Below are 12,880 nucleotides of genomic sequence, written 5' to 3'. Positions count from 1 at the left end.
GGACTCCACCAGGGGTCCTTTTTTCGTGGAGGTGATGGCGAATGAGAAAACTGAAAAAGTATAAACCCACGAAGCTTATGGCGAAGTCTTCTCATTACGATGAGCAGATGGCGGATTATGCCGTCAGCTTTATTGAGGAACTATGCCATACCAAAGGAACGTGGGCAGGAAAGAAATTTGAACTGATAGACTGGCAGGAACAGATTATAAGGGATCTGTTCGGTGTGCTGAAACCAAACGGATACAGACAGTTCAATACAGCCTATATTGAAATTCCCAAGAAACAGGGAAAATCGGAACTTGCAGCTGCCGTTGCACTTCTTCTTTTATGTGGTGATGGAGAAGAAAGAGCAGAAGTGTACGGATGTGCAGCAGACAGAAACCAGGCAAAAATCGTATTTGATGTTGCCGTTGACATGATAAGGTTCTGCCCGGCTCTTATGAAAAGAGTGAAGATATTGGAATCGCAGAAGAAGATCATCTATAAGCCGACCAACAGTTCCTACCAGGTTCTGTCGGCGGATGTTGCAAACAAGCATGGCTTTAATACACACGGAGTAATCTTTGATGAGCTGCACACCCAGCCAAATCGAAAACTCTATGATGTAATGACCCAGGGTTCGGGTGATGCCCGTATGCAGCCGTTGTATTTTCTTATTACAACAGCCGGGAATGATACGAACTCCATCTGCTATGAGATACACCAGAAGGCTTTAGATATTGAGGCAGGCAGAAAAGTTGACCCTACCTTTTATTCCGTTATCTACGGTGCAGATGAATCGGAAGACTGGACAGACCCTAAAGTATGGAAGAAAGCAAATCCATCACTTGGCATCACAGTTGCCATTGAAAAAGTTAAAGCTGCCTGTGACTCTGCAAAACAGAATCCCGGAGAAGAAAACTCCTTCAGACAGCTAAGACTTAATCAGTGGGTAAAACAGTCGGTACGATGGATGCCAATGGAAAAGTGGGATGCCTGCAACTTTGCCGTTAATGAAGACGACCTGGAAGGCCGTGTATGTTACGGAGGTCTGGACTTATCCAGTACAACTGATATCACGGCATTTGTACTTGTGTTTCCACCACTTGATGAGGATGACAAATTTGCAGTCCTTCCTTACTTCTGGGTGCCGGAAGATACCCTTGAACTTCGAGTGAGAAGAGATCATGTTCCCTATGATCTGTGGGAGCGAAAAGGCTATCTGCAGACAACCGAAGGAAATGTTGTTCATTATGGATACATCGAGAGTTTCATAGAAAGTCTTGGTGAGAGGTTCAACATAAGAGAGATTGCTTTTGACCGATGGGGAGCAATACAGATGGTGCAGAACCTGGAAGGCATGGGATTTACCGTAGTGCCTTTCGGACAGGGATTTAAGGATATGAGTCCACCGACCAAGGAACTGATGAAACTTGTGCTTGAGCAAAGAATCGCACACGGTGGTCATCCGGTTTTAAGATGGAATATGGATAACATCTTTATCCGTACTGACCCCGCAGGAAACATCAAGGCAGATAAGGAAAAATCAACGGAGAAGATTGACGGTGCCATTGCAACAATCATGGCACTTGATAGAGCAATCCGATGTGGTAATGAAGTGACTGAATCGGTCTACGATACACGAGGCTTATTGGTCTTTTAATTTAGAAAGGTAAGGTGATTGGCATGGGAATTCTAAAAGGCTTGTTTAGGACAAGAGATGCTCCCACAAACAGAACAAGTGGCAGTGCCTATAGCTTTTTTATGGGCAATAGCACGAGTGGAAAAAGAGTAAATGAACGCTCTGCCATGCAGATGACTGCCGTTTACAGTTGTGTCCGTATCTTGTCAGAAGCAGTGGCAAGCCTGCCATTACATTTTTATAAATATGATGAGAACGGAAGTAAGGTAAAAGCTACAGAGCATCCACTTTATATACTGCTCCATGACGAGCCGAATCCTGAAATGACAAGTTTTGTTTTCAGGGAAACTCTAATGACGCATCTTCTTTTGTGGGGCAATGCTTACGCACAGATTATCAGGAATGGCAAGGGAGAGATAATCGCACTGTATCCACTCATGCCGGATAGGATGAAGGTGGACAGAGATGAACACGGACGTCTTTATTATGAGTACCAGGTAAATTCAGATGATGTCCCAACCAATAAAGGCTCTTCTGTTAAGCTTGCACCTGATGAAGTGATGCATATTCCGGGACTTGGCTTTGACGGTCTTGTAGGTTACTCGCCTATTGCAATGGCCAAGAATGCTATCGGTCTTGCAATTGCAGCCGAGGAGTATGGAAGCAAGTTTTATGCCAATGGTGCTGCACCGAGTGGTGTGCTTGAACACCCTGGAACATTAAAAGACCCATCAAAAGTAAGGGACTCATGGTCGCAGACTTTTGGTGGTAGTGCAAATTCGCATAAGGTGGCTGTTTTGGAAGAAGGAATGAAGTACACACCAATTTCCATTTCTCCGAATGAAGCACAGTTTTTAGAAACAAGAAAATTTCAGATAGATGAGATTGCTCGAATTTTCAGAGTGCCTCCGCACATGGTAGGTGACCTTGAGAAGTCGAGCTTTTCTAATATTGAGCAGCAGTCACTTGAATTTGTGAAATATACTCTTGACCCCTGGGTTTCAAGGTGGGAGCAGAATATGGCTCGATCTCTGTTAACAGCAGAAGAAAAACAATCTTATTTTATCAAGTTTAATGTGGACGGACTTCTTCGTGGTGACTATCAGAGCCGTATGAACGGTTATGCCACTGCAAGACAGAATGGCTGGATGTCTGCCAATGACATAAGGGAACTTGAGAATCTCGACAGAATTCCTGCAGAACTCGGTGGTGACCTTTATCTTATCAACGGCAACATGACCAAGCTTGAAGATGCAGGTATTTTTGCTGCAAGCCCGGATACATCAGACGGAGAGGAGAAAGCAGATGAAGAACAAGAAGTTCTGGAACTGGAAGAGCCACAAGACTCTAAACCAGGCAAACGAAGAAGTCGCAGAACGAGTCCTTGAGTTACACGGCACCATTGCCGAAGAAAGCTGGTTTGATGATGATGTCACACCACAGCTTTTCAAGGATGAGCTAAATGCCGGAAGTGGAGATATTACCGTATGGATTAATTCTCCGGGCGGTGACTGTGTGGCTGCGGCTCAGATCTACAATATGCTCACACAGTACAAAGGAAATGTCACAGTGAAGATTGATGGTATTGCAGCATCAGCAGCATCGGTCATTGCGATGGCAGGAAACACAGTGCTTATGTCCCCTGTTTCCATGATGATGATTCATAACCCTGCAACTGTAGCATTCGGTGACCATGCAGAAATGCAGAAGGCTATCGATATGCTTGCAGAAGTGAAAGAGTCCATCATCAATGCCTATGTGATTAAGACTGGTCTTTCCAGATCAAAGCTTAGTCACTTGATGGATGCCGAGACCTGGATGGATGCCAACAAGGCCGTTGAACTTGGCTTTGCTGATGACATCATTACAAGAGCAGAAACAAAACCGAATACTGATCCCGAAGAAGAGGACGAAGATGAAGAAAGCACCGAAGAGAAGGAAAAGAAACCTTCCGATTCGATGCTTTTTTCACGCAAGGCAGTAAACAACGCTCTTATGAACAAGCTGGAAAAACACTATGTCCAGCCTAAAGAAACCGTAACAAAGCAGGCAGAGATTTCTGCACCTGCAAACAAAGGCACTCCTGCAAAAGAAATCAAGGAGCGTCTGGACTTTATCAAGAAATTCATTTAAGGAGGAATTCTATTATGACTATTAAGGATTTAATCGAAAAGAGAGCAAAGGTGTGGGAAACTGCAAAGAACTTTGTGGAGACTCACGAAGACAAGAACGGTGTGCTTTCCGATGAGGATACAGCAACCTACAACAAGATGGAGAAGGAAATCGAGGATTTGACTGCTGCCATCGACCGTCAGCAGAGAGCAGAACGCAGAGAGGCGGAACTTGCAAAGCCTGTTAATTCTCCGATTACTGGTAAGCCTTTTATGGGTGATGCCAAGGAAGTGAAGAAGGGTCGTGCTTCCGATGCTTATAAGGATGCGATGCTTTCTGCAATGCGTTCTAATTTCCGTAATGTAAGCAATGTGTTACAGGAAGGTGTGGATGCCGATGGTGGTTACCTTGTGCCGGAAGAGTATGACCGCAGACTTATCGATGTGCTTGATGGTGAGAACATCATGCGTAGTCTTGCTACAAAGATTACTACTGCAGGTCAGCATAAGATTAACATCGCAGCTACCAAGCCTGCAGCTGCATGGATTGAGGAAGGTGGAGCATTATCTTTCGGTGATGCAACATTCGACCAGATCTATCTTGATGCCTACAAGCTTCATGTAGCAATCAAGGTTACTGAAGAGTTGCTTTATGACAATGCCTTCGGTCTTGAAAACTACATCATCACTCAGTTCGGTAAGGCTTTAGCAAATGCCGAAGAGGATGCGTTCCTTAACGGTAACGGAACTGGAAAGCCTACTGGTATCTTTGCAGCAAACGGTGGTGGTCAGATTGCAGCTACTCTTACTGCAGCTATCAAGTCCGATGACCTTATCGATTTGGTATATGGTCTTAAGAGACCTTATCGTAAGAACGCATCTTTCATCATGAATGATGCAACACTTGCTTCTATCAGAAAGCTTAAGGACAACAATGGTGCCTACATCTGGCAGCCTTCCTACAAAGAGGGAGAACCTGACAGAGTGCTTGGCTATGCTGTTCACACTTCTGCTTTTGCACCTACAAATGCGATTGCATTCGGTGATTACAGCTACTACAACATCGGTGACCGTGGTTCTCGTTCTTTTGCAGAACTTCGTGAACTTTTCGCTGGTAACGGCATGGTTGGTTATGTAGCCAAGGAAAGAGTCGATGGTAAGCTTATCCTTCCTGAAGCAGTACAGATCTTAAAGCTTAAGGAAGAAACTGCAACTACTAAGGGTTAAGAATAATTAAGTGTGACACCCTATGACGGCTATTTACTATCCTTTTCTATAGGGATAAAAAAATAAAGCCTATATATAGATATAGGGAATGCCAGTCATAACGTGTCACTGATTATTAGGTGGTGATAGATATGATTGTAAATCTTGATGAGATGAAGGGTTACCTTCGAGTGGACTTTGATGACGATGATACGCTTATCGAAAGTTTCATCACAACCGGGCAGAATCTCTGTGCAGATATAGCAAGGTTATCCGTGGATGAACTGGGTGCGATTCCATCATCCAAGATTGCTGTCATGTACGCAGTTGCCTATCTGTATGAACACAGAGAAGATGCAGATCATCATCAGCTGACCATTTCCCTTCGCTCCCTGCTTGAAGGTGTAAGAAGGAGTGTGTTCTGATGGATATTGCACTTTTGAATGTGAAGATTACGGTACAGAAGAATGAAACTGTTGTAGATGCCATCGGCAATCATAAGAATACCTGGACTGACTATCACACCTGCTTTGCAACCGTAAGTGGCGAGGGTGGTTCTGAAAAGAGTGTGGCAGGTCTTATCGTTGATGATTCCGATATTTCATTTACGGTCAGATACTGCAGGGCACTCGCAGACCTGGATATTACAAAGCACAGAGTTCTTTTTGAAGGCTCTTTATATAATATCGTGTCTGTTGACCACATGAACTACAAGAAGAAATGCCTGAAACTGAAATGTGAGAAAGTGAGGAGATAGTGATGGCAAATGTAAAGATTGATAACCTTGCAGATGAAATCATGAACGGCCTCAAGGAGTATGCTGATCTGGCCACAGATGACTTGAAGAAGTCTGTAAGGAAGGCAGGAAATACAGTAAGGAAAGATATCGCTGCATCTGCTCCAAAGGATACGGGTGCCTATGCGAAGAGCTGGTCGGTCAAGAAAACGAAGGAAACTTCAAATTCACTTGAACTGACGGTGCATTCCAAGAACCGATATCAGCTTGCCCACCTTCTTGAACACGGTCACGCAAAACGTGGTGGCGGAAGAGTGGCTGCAAGACCCCACATTGCCCAGGCAGAAGAGAATGCGATTGAAACATTGGAAACAGAAATCGCAAGAGCACTTGGAGGTATGTGATGGAAGAACTGTTACAAATCATTAAGGAAATGGATATTCCGTTTGCATATGACCATTTTGCAGAGGGAGAAAGTCCAGATCCACCGTTTATCTGTTATCTCTTGCCCGGCAGTGATAACTTCGCAGCTGACGGAAGAGTGTATCTGAAGGTAAACGAAGTCCATATAGAACTGTATACCGATTTGAAGGACTTGTCGGTAGAACAGAAAGTTGAATCCGTGCTTGACAGTCACGGCATTTTTTATGACCGATTGGAAACATGGATTGAAAGCGAAAAGATGTATGAAGTCCTATATTCATTTGAAATGGAGGCATAAAAGCTATGGGTAATAAAGTAAAATACAACCTTAAAAATGTTCATGCTGCAAAGCTTACAAAAACTGCAGATGGCGAGTATACCTATGAAACTCCAAAGGCAATCCCTGGTGCAGTAAGTATCAGTTTGGATGCCGAGGGTGATTCCAGTCCGTTCTATGCAGACGGTATCGTGTACTTCCGTTCTACAGCAAACAACGGTTACAGCGGTGACCTTGAGATTGCTCTTATTCCTGAATGGTTCAGAACTGAAATCTTGAAAGAGGCACTTGATAAGAATGGTGTTCTTGTTGAGAGTGCTACTGTCACAGAGATGGAGAAGTTCGCACTGTTATTTGAATTTGATGGTGATGTGAGATGCATCCGTCACGTCCTTTATAACTGCAGTGCATCTCGTCCTTCTATTGAGTCTGAAACAAAGGAAGATGCAATAGAGCCTGGTACAGAGAAGTTATCTCTTACAGCTGATCCTAGAGAAGATGGTCTTGTGAAGTCAAGAACCGGGGATGCAACTGATGAGGCAACATACAACAACTGGTATAAGAACGTGTACATTCCTGTTGCCAAGGATACTGTAGGTTAAGGAGGAGTAGCATATGCTTAAAAAGGTTATTAATGTCGGTGGTAAAGAAGTGGCATTCCGTTCTTCTGCAACGGTGCCTCGTCTTTATCGTGCCAAATTCAAGAGAGATATTTTCAAGGATTTAGCGAAACTTGAGAGTTCGTATAAGGGCAGCAAGGAAGATGGTGAGGAGTTCGCAATCGATGATCTTGAAATCTTCGAGAACGTAGCCTACATCATGGCCTACCATGCAGACCATACGATTCCGGCAAATATTGATGACTGGCTTGACCAGTTCGAGATGTTTTCCATCTATGAGGTATTGCCTGAAATCCTTGCACTTTGGGGTACGAACCTTATTACTGATATCGAGTCTAAAAAAAACTTAAACGCAGTAGCAGGGAGATGACAACCCCGCTGTTCCTCCTTCGTTGCCTTGAGATAGGAATTTCCATCAAAGACCTTGATTATCTTACCATTGGTATGGTGATGGATATCTGGACTGAAAAAGGAAATGATTCCTACAAGTATGACAATGTTGCAACCCAGGAGGACTTTGACAAATTCTAATAATATTGCAATGGGACTTTTGCTTATAGCAGGAGTCCTTTTTGCGTTAAAGGAGGTATCTGCCAATGGCAAATAGAATCAAAGGTATAACCGTTGAGATTGGCGGAGATACCACTAAACTACAAACAGCATTAAAAGGTGTCAACGGACAGATTAAGAGTACACAGTCTGCTCTTAAGGATGTTGAAAAACTTCTGAAACTTGACCCTACAAATACAACTCTGCTTGCCCAGAAACAGAAACTTCTTACACAGGCAATCGGAGAAACAAAAGAAAAGCTTGCTACCTTAAAGACGGCAGCACAGCAGGCAAATGAACAGCTGCAGAAGGGTGAGATTACTCAGGAGCAGTATGATGCTCTTCAAAGAGAGATAGCTGAAACAGAGGCTGAACTTAAAAAGCTTGAATCACAGGCGTCAAAAGCAAATCAGACTCTTGCAAAGATTGGTGAGGTCGGAGAGAAACTTGAAAATGCCGGACAGAAGATTACCAATGTCGGTAAGAAAGTTACAGTAGTATCCACGGCTGTTACTGCAATGGGTGGTGCTGCCGTAAAGACTGCTGCCGACTTTGAAAGTTCCATGAGCCAGGTTCAGGCTACTATGGGAATTACCAAGGATTCCATGTCAACACTTGATGGGCAGTCTGTTAATACAATGGATGCCTTATCTGACCTTGCAAAGGAAATGGGCTCTAAGACAGCTTTCTCTGCCAGCGAGTGTGCCGAGGCATTAAACTACCTTGCACTTGCCGGATATGATACCCAGGAGATGGCAGATACACTTCCTACGGTTCTTAACCTGGCAGCTGCAGGTGGACTTGACCTTGCATCGGCATCGGACATGGTTACAGATGCTATGTCTGCCCTTGGAATGGAAACCAAGGATGCTGACAAGATGGTCGATCAGATGGCAAAGACGGCTTCTTCTACAAACACCTCTGTAGGTCAGTTGGGAGAAGGTATTCTTACTATCGGTGCTACGGCAAAGTCCATCAAGGGTGGTACAGCAGAACTTAATACAGCACTCGGTATTCTTGCCAACAACGGTATCAAGGGTGCTGAAGGTGGTACGCATCTTCGAAATGTCATTCTTTCATTACAGAATCCAACCGATAAGGCAGCGGATACGATAGATGCACTTGGTGTATCTGTATTTGACTCCGAAGGTAATATGAGAAGTCTGAATGATATACTTGGTGACCTTAATACAAGTATGGAAGGAATGACTGCTGAAGAAAAAGCCAATATCATCAGTAAGATTTTCAATAAGACAGATCTTTCTTCTGTAAATGCTCTGTTAGCTAATACGGGAGATACCTGGGATGAACTGCAGACTTCCATTGAAAACAGTGGTGGTGCAGCACAGCAGATGGCAGACACACAGCTTGATAACCTTTCAGGTCAGCTTACGATTCTGAAATCTGCAGTAGAGGGTTTTGCAATTTCTATCGGTGAGACTCTTATGCCGATGATCAAGAATATCGTGGCAAAGCTACAGTCCTTTGTTGACTGGCTTAATAACCTGGACGAGGGTACAAGGCAGGTCATTGTAAAGATTGGATTATTTGTTGCTGCACTTGGCCCCGTGCTAGTCATTCTGGGAACGGTCATATCGAAGGTCGGAGTCACCATGCAGGCTTTCAGTAAACTTGGACTCAAGATTTCTGGAGCAGTTGCAAATGCTGGTGGCTTGTCTGGTGTGATGGGGAAATTAGGTACGGCTATTATGGGTGTTAATCCGGTGGTTCTTGCCGTTGTGGCTGCGATAGCACTTCTGGTAGGTGCGTTTGTACATCTTTGGAGAACCAACGAAGATTTCAGAAATAACATCATTGCTATTTGGAATAGAATCAAGGCTGTATTTGAGAACTTCGCAAAGGGTATTACTGATCGATTAAATGCACTAGGCTTTAATTTCGAGAATTTCGGAGAAGTGGTAAAGGCTGTATGGAATGCTTTCTGCAGTGTACTTGCTCCGGTATTTGAAGGCGTGTTCACGCAGATAGCAAATATCCTTGAAGGTGTGCTTGGTGTTATCTTGGGAATTGTTGATGTATTTATCGGCATCTTTACAGGAAACTGGTCACAGGTATGGGAAGGTGTCAAAGGCATCTTCGGTTCAGTTTGGGACTTTATCAAGAATACGTTTACAAACTACATGAATGTTATTCAGAACGTTGCAAATGTGGTGCTTGGATGGTTCGGTACGAGCTGGAATGAAGTGTGGACAGGCATCCGAGATTTCTTTGTAAATCTATGGACGGGAATTGTTACTTTCTTTACGAACTTGTGGGAAACCATCAAGAATATCGTACAGACAGCAATTATGTTCATTTCATCAATATTCCAGGCAGCATTTGAAATCATCACATTGCCGTTCAGGTTTATATGGGAGAACTGTAAGGAAATCATTATTACAGTTTTCAATGCGATAAAAGAAAAGATAACTACTGTTATTAACGCCGTGGCTACAGTATTAAATACAGTACTTACAGCTATCAAGACGGTGTTTTCAACAGTGTGGAACGCAATAAAGACTGTTGTTACAACTGTTATCAATGCAATTAAAACTACTGTTACAACTGTGTTTAATGCGATTTATTCAACAGCAACAACAGTATGGAATGCAATCAAGACTGCTGTGACAACTCCGATAAATGCTATCCAGAATACAGTTACAACTGTGTTCAATGCTGTGAAGAGTACGATTAGTTCCGTATTCAATAGTATAAAAAGTACGGCTACATCAGTATGGAATGGTATCAAGTCGGCAATCACTACACCGATTGAGGCAGCAAAGAATAAAGTGAAATCTGTGGTTGATGCAATAAAGGGATTCTTCTCCGGTATGAAGATATCTCTGCCCCACATCAAACTTCCACACTTTAAGGTTTCTGGTTCACTTTCCATTGCTCCACCATCTGTTCCTAAGCTTTCTATCGACTGGTATAAGAATGGTGGTATTATGACCAAACCGACTGCATTTGGTATGAATGGCAGTTCATTGATGGCTGGTGGTGAGGCAGGAGCAGAGGCTATCCTTCCTCTTTCTGCTTTCTATAAACAGCTTGAGGCAATGCTTGACAGCAGACTTAATATGTCGAGCATGGAAAAATACCTTGCAGTCATAGCAGACAACAGCAGCAAGGGTATCTATCTTGAAGATGGAACACTTGTGGGACATTTACTTCCTGCTATTGATGATGGTCTTGGTAAACAGCAGAAATTAACAAGGAGGCTTGCACTATGATAAAGGATATTAAAATCAATAATATTTCGTTATCCGGTATGGGATGGATTAGAGAAAACATTGATTTTCCTACTCCGCAGTCTCAGTCAGAAACAGTGGTAGTTCCCGGACGCAATTCTCCAATAAGATTTACAGAGGCTCTTGGCTCGGTTTCATTCCAGCCCAGAGCCTTTACTATTTCTTTGTCTATGCTTGGTACAAGAGAAAGATTCAATGAACTTGTAAGGGAAACAAGTAATCAGTTTGCAGGCAGACTTGCAAAGGTTATTACAAGTGAAGAACCGGATTTATACTGTATCGGAACATTGGAAATTGAAACATCCTATGATCCTCTTGAAGGAAAGGGCGAACTTGTAATCAGCTGTTCCGATGCCGATTCCTACAGATATCATGTTGATGAAACGAACCTTGTTGTTTCAGGTAATAAAATAGTTATTCTCGCAAATGATTATATGCCTGTAGTTCCGGTAGTAGTAACGACCGCCGATACGACCTTAAGCTGGAAGATTGGCACGGATTCATTCCATAAGACTGTCAGTGCAGGTACTTGGGAGTTCCCTGAAATGGAACTTGCACACGGTAATAACTCCATCACAGTTAAGACAACAGGAACGGTTACCTTCCGATACAGGGAGGGTTGCCTATGAGTCTTTTTAGAATATTTATTGACGGGAATCTGTTTTATCATCCGAATCTTTCAAAGCTTGCTATTACAACAGCACAGATAAAAGAAGAGGCAGAAAACATAGACAGCCTTAAACTGTCTGCTCCATACAATCATCCGTATCTTGAAACAATCAAACCTATGGCATCAGTCATCATCTGCAAGAAAGGTGATGAAACTGTATTTGAAGGCAGAGCATTGGATAATGGCAGTGATTTCTACAACACACATACCTGGACTTGTGAGTCCTGTCTTGCTTATCTGAAAGACACCTTACAGCCACCATTTGAATATAAGGGGCCGTTACGAGGACTTTTGGAGCAGTTCATTTCGGTGCATAACAGTTCGGTTGAAGAGCAGAAGAAGTTTACTGTTGGCAATGTAACAGTAGCAGATGGAAATGATTATATTTCATATTCCAGCTCTGATTACTCCACTACACTTAATGCTATCAAGAACAAGCTGATTAATACGCACGGAGGATATCTGCAGGTCAGATACACCGATAGCGGTAAGTACCTGGATTATCTTTCGGACTTCAAAAGCAAATCCACACAGAGAGTCGAGTTTGGAAAGAACCTGACTGACGTGAAGATTACAAGAGATCATACGGAACGAGTTACTGTGTTAGTTCCTCTTGGTGCAAGAAAGACCGAAAAGGACGAGAACGGTAATGACAAGCAGACAAATGAACGAGTGGATATCACATCGGTTAATGGTGGAAAGAATTATATCTTTGACCAGAGTGCTGTGGATGAAATCGGCTGGATTTGGACTTCGGAAGTCTGGGACGATGTGACTGTTCCGGGTAATCTTCTTAAGAAGGCAAAGACAAGACTTGCTGATCTTGTAAAGGGTGTTACAAGCATACAACTGACGATTGTTGATGAATCTGATACGGGAGCAGATATCGGAGATATTCATGCAAGGATGTATGTCGAGTGCATCTCGAAACCTCATGGTATCAATGGAACTTATCTGTGTATGAGCAGGACAAGAGATTATCTCAATCCTTCCGGGAACACCATCACAATTGGTGCAAGTGGTGTCAGTCTTTCTGCTGCCACAGTCAAGCAGGATAAGAACATTACAGCACTTGAAGATGATATTCTTGGGCAGACTTCAAAGATAGAAATTATATCCGGCAAGGTTGATGATATCAATTCACAGAAGATGTATCGAACTGAACTTGTGGTTGATGGTGTCAGTATTTTCAAAGATAAGGGTCAGACAAGCACAATGCGATGCAGGGTGTTTTCCTGGGATAAGGAGATTACAGATACACTTGATGCATCACAGTTCGTCTGGCACAGGAAATCTTCCAACGAGGAGATGGATAAGGAATGGGATAAAAACCATATCGGTAAAAAACAAATTACGATTTCAACTGAGGATGTGAGTGATAACGCATCCTTTTATTGTGAAGTCATTTTATAGGA

Annotated in this window: 13 protein-coding genes; all 13 read left to right on the top strand. The window is 43.1% G+C overall.

Annotation, left to right across the window (positions count from 1 at the left end; all coding sequences use genetic code 11):
• Positions 1-41: 41 nt before the first annotated feature.
• The 13 genes from EDD60_RS04755 (at position 42) to EDD60_RS04695 (ending at position 12,878) form a co-directional block, all read left to right on the top strand.
• A complete protein-coding gene (locus EDD60_RS04755) occupies positions 42-1,643 on the top strand; it encodes a terminase large subunit (protein WP_207905294.1) in 1,602 nt (533 codons plus the stop codon).
• 23 nt (positions 1,644-1,666) lie between these two features.
• Positions 1,667-3,010 carry a phage portal protein gene (locus EDD60_RS04750; protein ID WP_132226266.1) on the top strand — a complete coding sequence of 448 codons (1,344 nt, stop codon included), beginning with the start codon at positions 1,667-1,669 and terminating at the stop codon, positions 3,008-3,010.
• Positions 2,928-3,755: a head maturation protease, ClpP-related gene (locus tag EDD60_RS04745; protein ID WP_132226265.1), complete on the top strand. Its 828-nt coding sequence runs from the start codon at positions 2,928-2,930 to the stop codon at positions 3,753-3,755. Before EDD60_RS04750 ends, EDD60_RS04745 begins: the two co-directional genes overlap by 83 nt.
• A gap of 14 nt (positions 3,756-3,769) precedes the next feature.
• Complete coding sequence (locus tag EDD60_RS04740; RefSeq protein WP_132226264.1) at positions 3,770-4,960, top strand: phage major capsid protein; 1,191 nt, start codon at positions 3,770-3,772, stop codon at positions 4,958-4,960.
• 131 nt (positions 4,961-5,091) lie between these two features.
• Positions 5,092-5,364, top strand: coding sequence for a head-tail connector protein (locus tag EDD60_RS04735; protein WP_132226263.1), 273 nt, complete (start codon positions 5,092-5,094; stop codon positions 5,362-5,364).
• The gene (locus EDD60_RS04730) at positions 5,364-5,696 is read left to right on the top strand and encodes a phage head closure protein (protein ID WP_132226262.1); all 333 of its coding nucleotides are present in this window, start codon (positions 5,364-5,366) and stop codon (positions 5,694-5,696) included. Before EDD60_RS04735 ends, EDD60_RS04730 begins: the two co-directional genes overlap by 1 nt.
• A 2-nt stretch (positions 5,697-5,698) precedes the next feature.
• On the top strand, positions 5,699-6,079 hold the full coding sequence (locus EDD60_RS04725; RefSeq protein WP_073126634.1) for an HK97 gp10 family phage protein: 381 nt from the start codon (positions 5,699-5,701) through the stop codon (positions 6,077-6,079).
• Entirely contained in the window at positions 6,079-6,396 is a 318-nt protein-coding gene (locus EDD60_RS04720; RefSeq protein WP_132226261.1) for a hypothetical protein, read from the top strand. The genes EDD60_RS04725 and EDD60_RS04720 overlap by 1 nt, the downstream gene beginning before the upstream one ends.
• A gap of 5 nt (positions 6,397-6,401) precedes the next feature.
• Positions 6,402-6,977 (top strand): major tail protein, encoded by a 576-nt coding sequence (locus tag EDD60_RS04715; RefSeq protein WP_132226260.1) that lies wholly within the window; start codon positions 6,402-6,404, stop codon positions 6,975-6,977.
• 13 nt (positions 6,978-6,990) lie between these two features.
• Positions 6,991-7,365 carry a hypothetical protein gene (locus EDD60_RS04710; protein WP_132226259.1) on the top strand — a complete coding sequence of 125 codons (375 nt, stop codon included), beginning with the start codon at positions 6,991-6,993 and terminating at the stop codon, positions 7,363-7,365.
• Positions 7,366-7,591: 226 nt separating this feature from the next.
• A complete protein-coding gene (locus EDD60_RS04705; protein ID WP_132226258.1) occupies positions 7,592-10,777 on the top strand; it encodes a phage tail tape measure protein in 3,186 nt (1,061 codons plus the stop codon).
• Positions 10,774-11,424 (top strand): hypothetical protein, encoded by a 651-nt coding sequence (locus tag EDD60_RS04700; protein WP_132226257.1) that lies wholly within the window; start codon positions 10,774-10,776, stop codon positions 11,422-11,424. Before EDD60_RS04705 ends, EDD60_RS04700 begins: the two co-directional genes overlap by 4 nt.
• A complete protein-coding gene (locus EDD60_RS04695) occupies positions 11,421-12,878 on the top strand; it encodes a phage tail spike protein (RefSeq protein ID WP_132226256.1) in 1,458 nt (485 codons plus the stop codon). Before EDD60_RS04700 ends, EDD60_RS04695 begins: the two co-directional genes overlap by 4 nt.
• Positions 12,879-12,880 lie beyond the last annotated feature (2 nt).

The organism is Longibaculum muris (assembly GCF_004343035.1).
Classification (GTDB): domain Bacteria; phylum Bacillota_I; class Bacilli_A; order Erysipelotrichales; family Coprobacillaceae; genus Longibaculum; species Longibaculum muris.
This window is presented reverse-complemented; position numbering and strand designations above follow the sequence as displayed.